Source organism: Nocardia sp. PE-7 (assembly GCF_030486425.1).
Lineage (GTDB): Bacteria > Actinomycetota > Actinomycetes > Mycobacteriales > Mycobacteriaceae > Nocardia > Nocardia salmonicida_A.
Window position 1 is genome coordinate 5,035,815 of sequence record NZ_CP129614.1, and the last position, 16,635, is coordinate 5,052,449.

At 67.3% G+C, this 16,635-nt stretch carries 14 protein-coding genes; 6 read left to right on the forward strand and 8 right to left on the reverse strand.

From position 1 onward, the window contains the following. Positions 1-26: 26 nt before the first annotated feature. Both QX204_RS23695 and QX204_RS23700 read right to left on the reverse strand, forming a co-directional pair. Entirely contained in the window at positions 27-845 is an 819-nt protein-coding gene (locus QX204_RS23695) for a GNAT family N-acetyltransferase (RefSeq protein ID WP_301902411.1), read from the reverse strand. A 96-nt stretch (positions 846-941) separates the two neighbouring features. After that, positions 942-2,240, reverse strand: coding sequence for an amidohydrolase (locus QX204_RS23700; protein ID WP_301902413.1), 1,299 nt, complete (start codon positions 2,238-2,240; stop codon positions 942-944). A gap of 136 nt (positions 2,241-2,376) precedes the next feature. Between QX204_RS23700 and QX204_RS23705 the strand changes: the two genes are divergently transcribed. From QX204_RS23705 to QX204_RS23725, 5 genes are all read left to right on the forward strand, one after another. Beyond that, positions 2,377-3,471 carry an Lrp/AsnC family transcriptional regulator gene (locus QX204_RS23705; RefSeq protein ID WP_301902414.1) on the forward strand — a complete coding sequence of 365 codons (1,095 nt, stop codon included), beginning with the start codon at positions 2,377-2,379 and terminating at the stop codon, positions 3,469-3,471. A gap of 203 nt (positions 3,472-3,674) precedes the next feature. Continuing rightward, the gene (locus QX204_RS23710) at positions 3,675-5,207 is read left to right on the forward strand and encodes an ABC transporter substrate-binding protein (RefSeq protein ID WP_301902416.1); all 1,533 of its coding nucleotides are present in this window, start codon (positions 3,675-3,677) and stop codon (positions 5,205-5,207) included. Then, on the forward strand, positions 5,204-6,145 hold the full coding sequence (locus QX204_RS23715) for an ABC transporter permease (protein ID WP_301902418.1): 942 nt from the start codon (positions 5,204-5,206) through the stop codon (positions 6,143-6,145). The genes QX204_RS23710 and QX204_RS23715 overlap by 4 nt, the downstream gene beginning before the upstream one ends. After that, positions 6,142-7,974, forward strand: coding sequence for a dipeptide/oligopeptide/nickel ABC transporter permease/ATP-binding protein (locus QX204_RS23720; protein WP_301902420.1), 1,833 nt, complete (start codon positions 6,142-6,144; stop codon positions 7,972-7,974). Before QX204_RS23715 ends, QX204_RS23720 begins: the two co-directional genes overlap by 4 nt. Continuing rightward, complete coding sequence (locus QX204_RS23725) at positions 7,971-8,741, forward strand: ABC transporter ATP-binding protein (protein ID WP_301902422.1); 771 nt, start codon at positions 7,971-7,973, stop codon at positions 8,739-8,741. Before QX204_RS23720 ends, QX204_RS23725 begins: the two co-directional genes overlap by 4 nt. A gap of 105 nt (positions 8,742-8,846) precedes the next feature. Here the strand turns inward: QX204_RS23725 and QX204_RS23730 are convergent, their stop codons facing one another. Next, positions 8,847-10,148, reverse strand: coding sequence for an NAD(P)/FAD-dependent oxidoreductase (locus QX204_RS23730; RefSeq protein WP_301902424.1), 1,302 nt, complete (start codon positions 10,146-10,148; stop codon positions 8,847-8,849). Positions 10,149-10,293: 145 nt separating this feature from the next. On the opposite strand from QX204_RS23730, the gene QX204_RS23735 reads away from it, so the two are divergent. Beyond that, positions 10,294-11,148: a LysR family transcriptional regulator gene (locus QX204_RS23735; RefSeq protein ID WP_301902425.1), complete on the forward strand. Its 855-nt coding sequence runs from the start codon at positions 10,294-10,296 to the stop codon at positions 11,146-11,148. 16 nt (positions 11,149-11,164) lie between these two features. On the opposite strand, the gene QX204_RS23740 is transcribed toward QX204_RS23735, so the two are convergent. The 5 genes from QX204_RS23740 to QX204_RS23760 form a co-directional block, all read right to left on the reverse strand. After that, on the reverse strand, positions 11,165-12,151 hold the full coding sequence (locus tag QX204_RS23740) for an aminoglycoside phosphotransferase family protein (protein ID WP_301902427.1): 987 nt from the start codon (positions 12,149-12,151) through the stop codon (positions 11,165-11,167). 38 nt (positions 12,152-12,189) lie between these two features. Further along, the gene (locus QX204_RS23745) at positions 12,190-13,767 is read right to left on the reverse strand and encodes a serine/threonine-protein kinase (RefSeq protein ID WP_301902428.1); all 1,578 of its coding nucleotides are present in this window, start codon (positions 13,765-13,767) and stop codon (positions 12,190-12,192) included. 557 nt (positions 13,768-14,324) lie between these two features. Next, entirely contained in the window at positions 14,325-14,633 is a 309-nt protein-coding gene (locus QX204_RS23750) for a hypothetical protein (protein ID WP_301902429.1), read from the reverse strand. Positions 14,634-14,733: 100 nt separating this feature from the next. Further along, entirely contained in the window at positions 14,734-15,690 is a 957-nt protein-coding gene (locus tag QX204_RS23755) for an electron transfer flavoprotein subunit alpha/FixB family protein (RefSeq protein ID WP_301902431.1), read from the reverse strand. Between the two features lie 37 nt (positions 15,691-15,727). After that, on the reverse strand, positions 15,728-16,513 hold the full coding sequence (locus QX204_RS23760) for an electron transfer flavoprotein subunit beta/FixA family protein (RefSeq protein ID WP_301902432.1): 786 nt from the start codon (positions 16,511-16,513) through the stop codon (positions 15,728-15,730). Positions 16,514-16,635 lie beyond the last annotated feature (122 nt).

Below are 16,635 nucleotides of genomic sequence, written 5' to 3' on the forward strand. Positions count from 1 at the left end.
CGGGCGGCGCGTCGAACACCATGGGTTTACTTCCCGTCGAAATTGGCGGCCGCGCTCTGCAGCCGCTCCAGATACCGGGTGTTGATGGTTTCCATGCCGAGCAGCGCGACGAAGTCGGCGACGGCGAAATCGGGATCGTGTGCCGGTTCGCCGCAGATCTCGGCGCCCAGGCGTAAGTAGCCGCGCAGCAGCGGCGGCATCTTGGGACGGCTCGGCGGGGTCATCTGGTCGAGCGAGAGTCCGTCGACGATCACCGGGTTGTACGGGTGTACGCGACGCTCTGGATCGCAGGCGTGGCGGCCGAGCAGCTGATCGCGCACGCCGCGCACGTTCACCCCGGCCGGATCGGTGGGCGAATCCCGCATCGGCACCGACACGCAGCCCATCACCCAGTCGTAGCCGGTGAGCTGGATGTAGTGCAGGATGCCCGCCCACATGAGGGTGAGCACCGAGCCGTTGCGATGATCGGGCACCACACAGGCCCGGCCCATCTCGACGATCCGGTTGCCCGTGGGGTCGAGCTGGGTCAGGTCGAACTCGGTGGCGGTGTAGTACCCGCCCGCCGCGTCGACCTTGTCCGGCGGCAGCATGCGGTAGCAGCCGACGAACTGTTCGGAGAACTCGTCCCGAACCAGCAGGTGGTCACAGTGCTCGTCGAACCTGTCGGCATCGAGGCCGGTGCTGTTCTCCGGCATCTGGAAACCGGGTTCGGAGGCGAACACCTGGTAGCGCAGGCGCTGCGCGGCTTCCCGGTGCTCGGCATCAGACGCGACGACCAAGGAGTACCGAGATTTCCCCACCCCGGAGTCCGGCGCCGGGGCGGTCAACACGGACGAAATTGTCATACTGCTGATGAAGCCAGCCCGAGCTGGCATCGGAGCGACACCTCAGTGTCGTGTCGATGCCCGTTCGGTGAACGAGATGGGAGTCACACCGAGCGTTCATTTCACCGCCGCGAAACGTTCGCCGATACCCAGTTCCGCCCGTACCGCAGTGCCCAGCGCAGTGATCGCGGCGGGCAGTGTGACCGCGGGATCGGGAGCGAATCGCGACGAGTGATTGGCCGGGAAATGCGCCGGCAGGGTGCCTTCTGCCAGCATATACGCGGCATCTTCCGAACTGAATCGGTCGGCGCCGAAGCCGCCGATGTTCCAGAACACCGACGGACAGCCTGCCGCGGTGCCGAGGAGCCCGAAATCCTCGCTACCGGCGAGGGGATTGCGTAGCGGAAGCACGGCCAGCCCGGTCGAGGCGAGTTCGGCCATTACCCGCTCGGTGGCGCCCGGAGTGTTCACCGTCATCGGGAAGGGGTGATAGAACTCGACCTCCGGCTCGATGGGGGCGCCGAACGCGACGGCCTCGGCCGCGACGACCCGCCGGATCGCATCCATCATCTGCTCGCGAGAACGCTCGGAAAACGTGCGCAGGGTGAGCAGGAGTTCGGCGGTCTCGGCGATGATGTTAGGCCGCGTACCCACGTGCAACGACCCCGCGGTGAGCACCGGGCCGGATCCGAGGGCTGCCTGTCGTGCGACCAGACTCTCCAAGCGCAGCACCAGTGACGCGGCCATTGTCAGCGGATTCACGGCCAAGTGTGGGCTCGACCCGTGTCCGCCCTTGCCGGTGAGCCGCACCCGGACCGAATCCGACGCCGCCATCACGATGTCGCTGCGGGTGACGACGAGTCCCGCCGGCATCGGCCCGACGTGCTGGCCCAAACAGATGTCCGGACGCGGAAAGCGTTCGAGCAGACCGTCGTTCAGCATGCCGACGGCGCCCGCGCCGGTTTCCTCCGCGGGCTGGAAGATCGCGACGACGGTCCCGCTCATGGTGTCGTCAGCGGCCAGTTCCGCACAGACGCCGAGCAATGCGGTGACGTGCACATCGTGTCCGCAGGCGTGCATGACCCCCGAGATGGTCGAGGTGTAGTCGACGCCCGAGTCCTCCTGCACCGGCAGGGCGTCCATATCGGCACGCATCCAGACGACCAGGCCCGGCCCGCCCCGCAACACCCCGACCACGCCGGTGCCGCCAACTCGTTCGGTGACCTCCCAGCCGGGTAGCGCGCGCAGTTGTTCGGCCACCAGGCTCGCGGTCGCGAATTCCACGCCCGACAGTTCCGGATGGGCGTGCAACTGCCGGTACAGCTGCTGCCATCGGTCCTCGGTGGGTGCTGCGGCGATCGAGTGACCGAGACCGGCGAGCAGGGATGGGGTGGGTGGCGTGCTGATGTCGTTCACGACAGTGGTGTCCTTCGGATCAGTGGCGGTCGACGGCCGGGTGGTCGCTCGATGTGCGCGGCGAGCATCATCAAGGTGCCGACCGAGTCGCCAGGCCGATACGATTCGCCGGAACTCGCCACCGAAAGGTTCAACGATGCAGAATTCCGCCACCCTGGACGAACTCGACTACCAATTGGTGGCGGCACTGCAGGTCGCACCGCGGGCGCAGTGGCAGCAGATCGGGCGCGCGCTCGGCATCGACGGCTCCACCGCCGCACGCCGCTGGACGCGCCTGCAGAGCGCGGGGCTGGCCTGGCTCACCTGCTACCCGATCAGTATCGACGGCGTATCACCGTTGCTCGCCATCATCGAAATCGACTGCGCGCCGGGACGATTACACGAGGTGTCGGCCGAACTCGCGCTCGACGTGAACCTGGTGACCGTCGAACTCACCACGGGCGCGCGCGACCTCTTGATCACCGCAGTGTTCTTCGACCACGCGTCCTTGGCCCGCTACATCACCTTCCGGCTCGGCACGCTCGACGGCGTGGTCACCACCCGCTCCCAGGTGGTGACCACCTCGTTCACCGAGGGCAGTCGCTGGCGACTCGATCGAGCCCGGATGGCCCACACTTCGTTGCTCGCCTCGCCGCGCCGACGCGCAGCCGGCTACGGCTCGATCCGTGCCGAGGACATCCCGCTCGTCACCGAGCTCAGTCGCGACTGCCGCCAATCGGTCACCACGCTGGCCGAGCGCACCGAGATGAGCCCGACCACCGTGCGCAGGCGGATGGCGCGGCTCGAGCACGACAATGCCATCGCGTATCGCTGCGAGGTGGCCCGTTTCATCTCCGGTTGGCCGCTCAGCGTCACCTTCTGGGCCGCCGCGCCACTCTCGCACGTCCCGGAGATCGGCAACGCCATCGCGGCGATGCGCGAGACCCGCATGTGTTACTCGCTGACCGGTCCACGCAACCTGATCTTCAATGTCTGGCTGCGCACGATGGCCGACATGCCCGCGTTCGAGGCGCGTCTCACCGACGCCATGCCGGAACTGACCATCGCTGATCGTTCGATGGCATTGTGGCCGTTGAAGATCGGCGCCACACTGCTCGACCCGGGTGGACGCTACCTGCGCCACATTCCGATCGGGCGCTGGGAAGACAGTGCGGCCTCGAGCGCCGAAGCCGCCCTCGTCGATATTCTGCGCAGACGTTCCGCTTCAGTCGGCACCGCTGTCGCACCATAGAATTCGGCGCACCACCGGTAGCACGGCGCCAGTCGGGCCCCAGCCACGATCCGGACCCGTCCCATGGCGAATATCCGCAGCATGTGGACTCCGAATGCCGATTCTCGGCACACCGAGATTCGCTACGGCTGATAGTTGCGATAGACCGGGGCGCGGCAGCGGCACTGATTCCTTGATGTCACCTCACGCATCAAGGAGTTCGCATGAAACGTCCCCTCTTCGCCGCAGCGTGTGTCGCGGCGGTCGCGACGCTCGCCGCGTGCACGACATCACAGACCGGCTCGGCGGCATCCGAGGCGACCGTGCGCCTGGCCTTGACCTCGGATCTGGGTAGCTTCGATCCCGCGCGGGCGGCCGGCTCCTCCGACTACGCCTTCGATCGCCTGCTCTACTCGACGCTGGTCGGCCTCGACGACAAGAACGTCGTTGTCCCACGCCTGGCCGCCAGCTGGGACGTCACCGCGACGCAGGCAACCTTCACCCTGAACAAGGGCCTGACCTGCTCCGACGGCGCCCCGCTCACCGCAGGCCAGATCGCGGCCTCGCTGGACTACTTCCGCAGGACCGCCCCGGGCGCGGCGTACACATTCGGCGCGGCCAACGCCGGAGACAAGACCACCATCACCGGCGACGACATCGCGGGCACCGTCTCGGTGCGCATGGCCACCCCGTGGTCGGAGCTGCTCCCCTCGCTGGGCCTGGTCAACGCGGGCATCATCTGCAAGCCCGGTCTGGACGACCCCACCGGCCTTGCGACCGGCTCGGTGCCGGGCGCGGGCACCGGCCCCTACGTCTTGACCGCGAGCGAACGCGGCTCCCGCTACACCGCGTCCCTGCGCAAGGGATTCGACGCTTTTCCCGCTTTCGCCGCCGACCGGTCCGGTCGCTCGCCCGCCACGATCGAGATCAGCATCGTCAAGAGTGAATCGGCCGCGGCCAATCTCCTGCAGACCGGTCAGCTCGACTTCGCCGGTTTCACCGGTCCCGACGGCTCCCGGCTGGAGCAAGGATTCGACACCGCAACCGCGCCGATGGTCCGTAACTTCCTGCTCTTCAACCAGCGCGCGAGCAAGCCCGGTGCCGACGCGGAATTCCGCAAAGCCGTGGCGCGAGCCATGGACGCCAAGGCCTACGACAGGGTTCTCGGCGGCTCGGGAACGCTGCTGAAGAGCTATGTCGACAGCACCGCCAACGTCTGCGCCAACACCGACGACGCCCTGCTGACCCAGCACGACCTCGCCTCCGCCACCCGCGTCCTGACGGGCAAAAAGATCACGGTCACGGGCACCAACGCGATCGCCGACGGTGCGGGCAACATTTATGTCGCCGAGGCACTGCGCGCGGCGGGCGCCGAGGTGAAGCTGGTCAATGTCGACAACAACACCTGGGCGTCGTCGGTGCTGCCCGGCGGTGACTGGGACATCAATGTGATGGCTTCGCTGTCGACCACGCTGCTCACCGCGTCGAACCTGCTCACCGGTGCCGAACCGCCCCAGGGGCGCAACTACGGCGCGACGCACAACAACGCCTTCGACCAGGGTCTGCGCGCGGCCGTCGTCACCACCGACCAGGTGGCCAAATGCACCGCCTGGCAGCAGGGGCAGGCGGGTCTGCTCAGCGCCGTCGACATCGTGCCGTTGTCGACGCTGAACGTGCGCTACGTGTTCAGCGAGGGTGTGCGGGCGCATATCCCCAACGGTCAGATCGACCTCAGCACCCTGCGGATCGGCTCGTGACGGGGTGGCTCGGCTTCGCGCTGCGCCGCGCGGCCGGACTCCTCGCGGTTGCGGTGGTGCTCGTCGTGGTCACCTTCGGCATGATTCAGCTCATTCCCGGTGATCCGGCCGAATCGCTGGCGGGTCAGAACGCGACCCAGGCCGACATCGCCCGGATCCGGGCGGAACTCGGGCTCGACCGCCCGGTACTCACCCGCTTCTTCGACTATGTGTCTGGTCTGCTGCAGGGTGACCTCGGTCGTTCGTTCCAGACTCGGGAGGCGGTCTCGGATGTGATCGCGGCGCGGCTGCCGTTCACCGCGCAGCTGGCCGTGTTCTCGTTGGTCCTGGTCCTGGCGATCGCGCTGCCCCTCGGCATCGCGGTCGCCGCGCGGCACAGTCGACGCACCGACGGGGCCTTCACCCTGTCCACCGGATTGCTCGGTGCCGTACCGGAATACGTGGTCGGCACCGCGCTGGTGGTCGTCTTCGCGATCACGCTCGGGGTGCTGCCCGCGGGCGGCGCGCAGACCACCCAATCGGTGATCCTGCCCGTGCTGGCCATCAGCCTGCCCAGCATGTGTGTGATGGCACGGGTGGTGCGGCGCGAAGCCGGAACCGTGCTGGCTCAGGACTACATCCGCACCGCACGCGGCAGGCGCCTGCCCTCGCTGCGCCTGTACACCCGCCACGTGCTCCCCAACCTGCTCACCGCCGTCATGACCTTGAGTGGTTTGGTGCTCGCCTCGATGCTGGGTGGCACGGTGATCGTGGAAACGGTGTTCGCGTGGCCGGGGATCGGGCAGCGGGTGGTAGACGCACTGCTGGTGCGCGACTACCCGGTGATCCAGGGCTGCGTATTGGTTCTCGGTCTGCTGGCCGCTGTACTCAACCTGCTGGTCGATGTCGCGCTGGCGATCCTCGATCCGCGCTCGTCGCTGGTCGGAGGTAACCGATGAAGACCCGTCCCCATCCCTCGCTGGTGATCGGTGCGATCGGTTTCGCCGCCGTCGCACTCGTCGCCCTGATCGCGCCGCCCCTGCTCGGCGACGCGGCCGCCGCCATGTCGTCGACCGTGCGGGCGGGGATCAGTGCCGAGCACTGGCTCGGCACCGACTCACTCGGGCGCGATGTCTGGGCACGCACCCTGGTCGCGGCCCGGCTCACCTTGGTGCTGACCACCGTGGCGACCGCGCTGGCGGCGGCACTCGGTATCGCGATCGGCACCGCGGTCTGGGTGTCCGGGCCGCGAGTCCGCGAAATCGGACTGCGGATCATCGACATCATGGTCACCGCGCCGACGTTGATCATGGCGCTCGTGGTGGCGACCATTCTCGGCGCGGGACCGACAGCCTCGGTGATCGCCATCGTGCTCGGTGGTTCACCGTCGTTCGCGCGGCTCACCGCCAACCTCGCCGGGTCGATCGCAGGCCACGACTTCGTCTCTGCCGCAAAGCTACTCGGCGTCTCACCGGGGAGGGTGATGAGCAGGCACTTGCTACCGAATATCGCCGGGCCGCTGCTGGTGCTGCTGTCCTCCGCGTACGCGCAGGTACTGGTAGCCCTCTCGGGGCTGTCGTTCCTCGGTCTCGGTGTGCAGAACCCCCAATTCGACTGGGGCTCGATGCTCAACGGTGGCCTGCGTTCGCTCTACACCACCCCGTCGGAGGCGCTCGGGCCCGCTGTCGCCATCACAATGACGGGCGTGTTCGCATCGCTCATCGGCGACGGTTTGGCCGCCACTCTCGATCCGCGCGAACGCGCCGAGCAACGGCGTGTGACGGCGGTTCCCAAACCGATCGCCCCACAGGATCCCTCGCCCGATGCGTTGTTGACGATGACCGATCTCAGCATCGAGTTGGACAACGGTGTCCGTCTGGTCGATTCGGTTTCGCTACAGGTGGCGCCGGGTGAAATCGTCGGTCTCGTCGGCGAATCCGGCTCGGGCAAGTCACTCACGGCGATGGCGGTGGCACGATTGCTGCCCGACGGACTGAGTATCAGGGCGGCCTGTCTAGATCTGGACGGGCTCGACCTGACCGCCGCCGACAGTGATCCGGTGCGGTTGGCAACGGCGATCGGCATCGTCTACCAGGATCCGTCGGCGTCGTTCAATCCGGCGCAGCGCATCGGTAGTCAGCTCATCGAAGTGCTTCGCGTACATCGCAAGACGAGCCGCCGCGTTGCCATGGCTGCGGCGGCCGACGCGTTGCGGCGAGTGCATGTGCGCGAACCCGAGACCGTGCTCGGCCAGTACCCCCATCAGCTCTCGGGTGGGATGCGTCAGCGAGCGATGATCGCCGCGGCCGTGTTGCCCGATCCGCGGCTCATCATCGCCGACGAGGCGACCACGGCGCTGGATGTGACGGTGCAGGCGGAAGTGCTCGACCTGTTGCGCGAGATCAACGACCGTGGCACCGGCATGCTGTTCATCTCCCACGACATCGGCGTGGTCGGCACGCTGTGCCATCGCGTGGTCGTGATGTATGCGGGTCGCGTCGTCGAGGAGTTGACCGCCGAGGAGCTGCGGGCCGGGCGGGCTCAGCATCCGTACACCCGGGCCTTGTTGGCGGCCAGCCCCACTCTCGACGGCAACACGTCCAGCGGTAGGTTGGCGACCATTCCGGGTCGCCCGCCCGCCCCCGCGGAGAGGCCGCCAGGTTGCGCGTTCGCGCCACGCTGCCAGCTCGCGGTACCACGATGCGAAGCCGAGCTACCGCCCCGGATCGACGGTGTCGCCTGCCATGTAGTCAATTCCCCACTTGCACAGGAGGTTCCGGCGCGATGAGCGGTGGACTCGAAATCGTCGGACTCACCGTCTCGTACGGCTCCGCCCGGCGCGCGGTCACCGTGGTCGACAACGTGACACTTCGGGTGCCGACCGGCGAAACCCTGGGCTTGGTCGGCGAATCGGGGTCGGGCAAATCGACCATCGCCAAGGCTGTGGTCGGACTGTTGGCACCGAGTGCCGGACAGATCACCCTCGATGGTCAGTCGCTCACCACGCAGCCGTCACGTCGGTTGCGGCGACGTGTGCAGTTAATTTCCCAGGATCCCTACGCCTCGCTGAACCCGCGCATGACCATCGGTGCCGCCATCGCCGAAGCCATCGATCCGGCCCGCGCCAATCCGCGCAGACACACCGAGGCGATCGGGCGCTGGCTGGAAACAGTGTCGCTCGATCCCGCTGTCGCCCAGCGCTATCCGCACGAATTCTCCGGCGGCCAGCGTCAGCGGATCGCGGTGGCGCGTGCTTTGGCGGTGGAGCCGGAGGTGATCATCGCCGACGAGATCACCTCCGCGCTGGATTGCTCGGTGCAGGCCGAGGTCCTCAATCTGTTGCTCGATCTGCGTGAACGTCTCCGATTGACGATGCTGTTCATCTCGCACGACCTGGCGGTGGTGCGCCATGTCAGTGATGCGGTGGCGGTGCTGCGCCACGGCAAGGTCGTCGAATCCGGCTCCTGCGCACAGATCTACGGGAATCCGGTACAGGCCTATACCCAGAAATTGCTCGCCAGCGTGCCCACGTTCGCGACGACCGCACCCTCCTGAACCTCGCTGATTCGTCCACCCGACCCCGGACCGCATCCCCGCAACAGCAACAACGACCCGTCACCAGGGTGACGGGTCGTTGTTGTTTCGGTGAGGATCGGAGCGTCAGACTGCGACGTGCTCGCGAGCTTCGGCCTTGTTCTCGCGCACAGTGTCCGGTTCGGCGTCGATCTTCGCCTCGGTCACATCATCGAAACCGGGTCGGGCCGTCCCGATGAACGCGACCAGCCAGCCCGCCACCGCGGCGAAGCGGTTGCGGAAGCCGACCAGGTACATCAGGTGCACGGCCAGCCACATCGCCCAGGCGATAGTGCCCTTGAACGTGACGCGCTCGTTGAGCTTCACCACCGCGCTGAAGCGGCTGATCACGGCCATGCTGCCCTTGTCCCAGTAGACGAAGGGCGTGCCCGCGTCCTTCTTGCGACGGATGATGTCGGCGGCGTGGCGGCCCTCCTGCATGGCGACCGGCGACTGGCCGGGGTAGCCGTTGAGCGAGGTCATGTCGCCGATGGCGTAGATGTCGGCGTGGCCGCCGACGGTCAGGTCGGGGTTGATCAGGATGCGGCCCGCGCGGTCGGTCTCGGCGCCGGTGGCCTCGGCCAGCAGGGTCGCGAAGCCGCCGACCTGCACGCCCGCCGACCACACCACGGTCTCGGCGGCGATCCGGCGCTCCATGCCGTCCTTGTCCTTGACCGTCACCTTGCCCTCGTCGATATCGGTGACGAAGGTTCCCAGCAGCACCTCGACGCCGCTGTCGGTGAGCGAGCGCTTCGCGTACTCCGAGAGCCCGCCGCCGAAGGGCGGCAGCACCGCATTCGCGCCCTCGACCAGGGTGACCGAGACCTGCTGGTGGAAGTGCCGTTTCGCGAGTTCCTTGATCTGGCCCGCCACCTCGACGCCGGTCGCGCCCGCGCCGACCACCACGAAGCTGAGCAGCCGGTGCCTGGTCACCTCGTCGGCGTTCTCGGCCAGGGCGAACACGTGGGCGATCTGGTCGCGCAGGCGCTGGGCGTCGTCGATGGTCTTGAGCGAGTAGGTCTTCTCGGCGAAGTCGTCGCGGCCGAAGTAGCTCTGGCTGGCGCCGGTGGCGGCGATCAGCGAGGCGTAGGCGATCTGGCGGGGGCCGTCGGCGGTCTCGTAGGTGAGGACCGCGTTGTCGGCGTCGATGCCGGTGACCTTGCCGAGGCGGACGTCGATCTCGGGGTGGCGGCGCAGTACGTTCTTGATCGGCGGCGCGATCTCCTCGGGCGCGAGCACGCCGGTCGCCACCTGATAGAGCAGCGGCTGGAACAGGTGCTCGGGCGTGCTCGAGATCAGCACGACACCGACTCGTGACTTGGCCAGTTGCTTGGCTGCGGCCAGGCCTCCGAAGCCCGAGCCGACGATGACGACATCTGTGTGTTCCATGATCACTCGCTCCAAGATCGCGTTCCAGATCGGTAATAAATCCTTTCCTATGAGTAAACGCGATGCGGAACGAAGATGTTTCCACTGCCTGGGCGCATACTAGAGATGACTCTTATCTGTATAACTAATCAATGGGAGGTACCTGGTGGAACTTCGACAGTTGGCCTACTTCGTGGCCGTCTGCGAGGAGCTCAGTTTCAGCCGCGCGGCCAACCGCTGCTTCATCTCCCAATCCGCGATCAGCCATCAGATCGCGAGACTGGAACGTGACCTCGGCGCGCAACTGTTCGAGCGCACCACCCGCGCCGTGGTCCCCACCGACGCGACCCTGCGGCTGCTGCCGCTGGCCAAGCAGATGCTGAGCCTGGAATCGGCGATCCGCGCCGCCGTGCGCACCACCGGGCCGCGCATTCGCCTGGCCGCGAACATGTCTTTCGCCGCGCCGTCGCTGTCGGCGATCGCCACCGCGCGGGCCGCGCACCCCGACGCCGAGATCGAGTACGTGATCAAGCCGTTCCGTCAGCGGATCACGGCGGTGTCCGACGGTGACTGCGATCTGGCGCTGATCCGCGGCAGCGTCGACCAGCCCGGTCTCGCGGTGGAGCAGCTGTGGGTCGAGGACCTGGTGATCGCCATCTCGAGCAATCATCCGCTGGCCGAACGCGGCGCGGTGACCCTCGCCGATCTGAGCCCCTATCCCCTGCTGCTCCCGCCCGAGCAGGAACAGGTGTTGTTGCACACACTGATCCGCTCGGCCTTCGCCGACCTCCCGACCGGCCCCACCTTCGGCCCGCCGATCCCGCCGGACCACACCGCCACGATGGAACTGCTCAACCGTCCCGAATCCTGGACGATCCTCTACGAGGGACCGACGAAGGGGTTGCTCACCCTCGACCTCACCGACCACCGGCTGCGCATCCCGGTGTCGGCTGTCCTGCGCGAGGAGGCCAGGGAGAATCCGATCGTGCGGACCCTGCTGGACGCTCTGCACCGACGGTGAGCGACCCCGCGTGTGGTCAGGTCGGGTCGCCGGATCGCCACGGATCGCCGGCCAGCGCCGTCGCGACCGCCAGGTGCAGTGGCAGGGTTTCGTCGTCACCGTCCTCGACCGACCAGACGATCTCCTCGATCGCGCGCAGGAAGGCCCAGCCGCCCGCGCGGTCGACCGGGACTTCGAGGTGCCGCGCGGTGGTGACGACGACGGCGCCCGCGTGCTCGGGGGTCGGCGAAGACTGCACCTGGATCATGATCAGGAACCCCGCGTCGAAGGCGGCTTCGCCGAGACAGGGTTTCGGATCGATCAGAAGCCACGGTTCGCGTTCGGCGGCAACGATATTGCCGAGGTGGGTGTCGCGGTTGACGATCAGCAGTTCGTCGGTCGGGGCGCTCAATGCGGCACACCAGTGCGCTACCCGCTCTCCGAGCACCGGTGAGATATGTTCGGCCAGTCCGGGTTCCGGATCCTCCAGGCGTGCGTGGAGACCGGCCACGATGTCGGTGACCTCGGGGAGTTCCGGGAAGCCGATGGGAACCGCGGTCGGGGGACGACGCAGGCGGCGATAGAGCCCGCAGGCGAACGCGACCTTGTCGGCGTTCTCCGGTCGGCCTTCGAGGCTCGGGAACCCCGGCTGCGTGAGCAATTCCGTTCCAGGACGGGCCCATTCGAGCAGCAGCGCACCACTGTCCGGGTCGAAATCGAGTAGCCGGACCGCACCGTCGCCGTCATAGCTGTGCAAAGCGGTGGCTTCGGCGAGGTTCTCCTCGTCGACCATCGGCACCTTCAACACCACCCACGCGCCGTCCTCGCGCCGCGCGGACGTGACATAGGCATGCGTTCCACCACCGAACGGCGCGGAGAACTCCGTCAACCCCCACCGAGCGGCCAACCCCGCCACCACATCGGGCAACTCATCGATCCATCGTGCCCCGGCGGCCCCGAACACCGCGCGAACCGTGTCCTCGACCGAGGACGGCAACACCACCGGCATACGCCCCAACGACATCAACCCACCCTACTGACCACCGCGCACGCCGCTTCCCGTCATCGCCACCGACTTTCGCGCACCGCCTTGCGGTAGCGGATCCAGCGCCCGGTCGACGACGACGCACCGAAACCGACCAACGCCGCCGCGAGGACGAACACCGCGGCGGCGCCCGCGGTCGCGGCATAGACCTCGCCGATCGCGGACCCGATGACCCCGAAGAGGGCGAAGATCCCGACGAGCACCGCCGAGATGATCGACATGACCCGACCGGCGGTGCGCGCACAGAGCAGCAGGATGGCACCGCTGCCGGTGAACGCGACGACGACCGTGAGAATCGCGATCGCCATGAAGGATCCGCTCGGATCCTTGCCCTCGTCGATCTCCTTCAGCGTCTCGGTGATGCCGTAGACCAGGAAGGCGGCGATCGACAGGCTGAACAGCAGCGTCACGATGCCGACGAAGAAGGCGGCGGCTTTCGACGGCTCCGGGCCGCCGACGGGCGTCGGGTACCACTGGTTGCCCGCCGCCATCGGGTACATCCGCGGATCAGCCACCGGCGCAACGTATTCCGCACCTCCCCAGCCGGGTTGCGCGTGCCCACCGGAGCCGAGCACCTGCGGGCTGTGCTGCTGCACATGTCCACCGGAGCCATATGCCGACAAGGCGGGCTGCTGTGGATGTCCACCGAAACCGTGCCCCAGTTGGGAATCGCCCCACGGTCGCTGCGCGTGTTCACCGGATCCTGGGACCTGGTGCGCGGGGTCGGTCCACGGCTGACGCACGGTCGGCGCGACGACGTGCCTGCCCTCGAGGGCATCCCGGATCGCGTCGGTGAATTCCGTTGCGCTGCCGAAGCGCTCGTCACGCCGCTTGGCCATCGCGCGGGCGATGACGCCGTCGACCGCAGGCGGCAGATCCGTTCGCACCGTGGTGAGTCGCGGCACCGGGTGCGACAGGTGTCCCGCCACCACCTGGCCGGGGTTGGTCGCGGTGTAGGGCGGATACCCGGCGTACATCGCGAACAGGGTGCAGGCCAGCGAGTACTGGTCGCTGCGGTGGTCGACGATCTCCCCGGAGAGTTGTTCGGGTGAGGCGTAGGCGAGGGTGGCCGTAAAGGTGCCGGTGGCCGTGAGCTGGGTGTCGGCGGTGGCGACCCGGGCGATCCCGAAATCGGTGAGTACCGCGCGGATCTCCCGGCCGTGTTCGGCATCGGCGATCAGGATGTTGCCCGGCTTGACGTCGCGGTGCAGCACTCCGTGCCGGTTCGCGTAATCGAGTGCCGATGCCGTCTCGCCGATCAGGCGTGCGGTGACCCCGGGCTCGTGCGCACGCGAATCCCACGTGGCGGCATCGGTTCCGCGGATGAACTGCATCGCGATCCACAGATACCCTTCGTCGCGGCCACGGTCGTACACCCCGACGATGCTCGGATGATCCAGCTGCGCAACGACATCGGCCTCCCGCTCGAACCGCCGCTGCAATTCCTGATCGGCCGAGAACTCCCGATTCAACAGTTTCAGCGCGACACTGCGCGGCAACCGAGGATGCTCGGCCAGGTAGACCGTCCCCATCCCGCCCTGCCCGAGCACCCGTTCCAAGCGATATCCAGCGAAGCCCGCCCCCGATTCCAACACAACTTGCACGCTACAGGGATCGCGATCCACGTCGGGCGCAAGCACTTCGGCAACAGAACTCAACGGCTGGATCTACGGGCAACAGCCGCTGACGAGGTCGGATCTCCGCTCCGGTCCGCGCCGCCCGCCGAGGGCGGCGTGACTACGCCGAAACCCGAAGACAGTCGGTCACCTCCCGCCGGTGCGAGTCGCTGTCGCGATGCTAGCCCGTACACCGCGGCGCGCCGCTCAGCGAGGGCAACAGCGTACACCGGAGAATTAATGAGAGGTTGGCATCGATCGTGTCGAAGCTGGTGCTCCCGATGGCGGCGGATCCAGTTCCGAGCGAGCCCGATACAACCCGAGCTTCCGCTGGCGACTGGGCCGACGCGATCCCGGCACCGACGGTCGATGACATAACCGCCAGCACGCCCACGATTATCAGACGCTTCACGAAACTCCTCCGCGACTTCGGCAGAGTCGCTCGACACTGCTCGATACCGATAATCTAAAACAAATATGATTCAGATATTGCGGATTGCCGCACCGGAAACGCGGGCACGCAAGTCGGCCCGCTGTCAGAAAGCCGACGCGGCCCAGGGGATTTCGATCGAGAAGGGGTACGGGAAGGAGATGCCCGCGCCGGATTCGGGGACCCACTCGCCGGCCAGTAGGTAGTTGGCGTGGCGGAGCGGGCGTACGCCGGCCGGGAGGTCAGCGTGACCGACCTCGAGGATGTACACGCGAAGGGCTCCGATACCGGTCAGATCCGGCGTCAGGTCGGCTTCCCGATACGAAGGAATTCCGGCACCTGCGTAGCGGGCCTTCTTCGCCTCCATTTCGGAGGGAGTGTTCGACGGTGACAGCACTTCGCCGACCGGGGACATAGCGCCGCGATAGTCGGAGAAACGGCAACGGCCCGCGAAACCGATCTGCGCGGACGCAGGAACAGATGTCGCGGGCCGAGGTCGACTCAACCGGTGGCGATCAGCCCTTGTGGGACTTGACGGCTTCGGTCAGCTGCGGGGAGACGTTGAACAGGTCGCCCACGATACCGTAGTCGGCGATCTCGAAGATGGGTGCTTCCTCGTCCTTGTTGACAGCGACGATGGTCTTCGAGGTCTGCATGCCGGCGCGGTGCTGGATGGCGCCGGAGATGCCGAGTGCGATGTAGAGCTGGGGGGAGACCGTCTTGCCGGTCTGACCCACCTGGAACTGGCCCGGGTAGTAGCCCGAGTCGACGGCGGCACGCGAGGCGCCGACGGCGGCACCCAGCGAGTCGGCCAGCGCCTCGACGACCGAGAAGTTCTCGGCGGAACCGACGCCGCGGCCACCGGAGACCACGATGCTCGCCTCGGCGAGATCGGGGCGGTCGCCACCGACGATCGGGTCACGCGAGATGACCTTCACGACGCCGTCTTCCTGCGCCGGAACCTCGACGACGACCTGCTCGCCCGCGCCGGCCTGCGGAGCCGACTCGATGGCGCCCGGACGGATCGAGATCACCGGCACGTCGCCGGTGGCCTTGGCCTCCACGGTGAACGCGCCACCGAAGATGGAGTGCACGGCGGTGCCGTCGGCGTTGACGCCGATGACGTCGACGAGCAGACCGGAGCCGATGCGCGCGGCGAGGCGGCCCGACACCTCCTTGCCCTCGGCGGACGCGGCGACCAGCACGGCGGCGGGCGCGGCGGAATCGACCAGGCCGGCCAGGACGTCGACCTTCGGGGTGACCAGGAAGCCCTCGATGTCGTCGGACTCGGCGACATAGATCTTCTCGGCGCCACCGGCGGCCAGCGCGGCGGCCAGCTTGTCGGCGGTACCGGCGGGGCCGGTCACGACGGCGGCGGGCTCGCCCAGCGCACGGGCGGCGGTGAGCAGTTCGGTGCTGACCTTCTTCACGGCACCGTCGGCGTGCTCGATGAGCACAAGTACTTCAGCCATTAGTTCTTTCTCCTTAGAAGTCTCGGACGGCGCCGGATCAGATGATCTTCTGACCGATGAGGTAGGACGCGATCTGGTTGCCGCCCTCGCCCTCGTCCGCGATCTTCTCGCCCGCGGTGCGAGCCGGCTTCGGGGTGGCACCGGTGACCTTGGTGCCCGCGTTGGCGACACCGACGGTCTCCGGGTCGACGCCCAGGTCGGCCAGGGTGAAGACCAGAACTTCCTTCTTCTTCGCGGCCATGATGCCCTTGAAGGAGGGGAAGCGAGGCTCGTTGATCTTCTCGGTGACCGAGACGATCGCGGGCAGGGACGCCTCGAGCTTGAAGACACCCTCGTCGGTCTCCCGCTCGCCGGTGATCTTGTCGCCGTCGACGGTGAGCTTGCGCAGGTGCGTCAGCTGCGGGATGCCGATGTACTCCGCGATGATCGCGGGCACGGCACCTGCGCGGCCGTCGGTGGCCTCGTTACCCGCGACGACCAGCTCGACACCCTCGACCTGGCCGAGCGCGGCGGCCAGCACGTAGGCGGTCTGCACGGCGTCGGAGCCGTGGATCGCCGGGTCGTTGATGTGGATGGCCTTGTCGGCGCCCATGGACAGCGCCTTGCGGATGGCCTCGTTGGCGCGGTCGGGACCGGCGGCCAGCACGGTGACCTCACCGCCCTGAGCCTCCTTGATCAGCAGCGCTTCCTCGACGGCGCGCTCGTTGATCTCGTCGAGCACCGCGTCGGCGGCCTCGCGATCGAGGGTGTAGTCACCATCGGTCAGCTTGCGCTCGGACCAGGTGTCGGGGACCTGCTTGATGAGTACGACGATGTTCGGCATCGGTCTTCGTCGACCTCCTTCTGGGGACACGTGTGTGGTGGGGCCGCACGAGCTCAGCCGTACGTCCGTGTGAGATATCTAGCTCAGATCGGAACACTACCCTACGCTAAGTTACTCGTGGG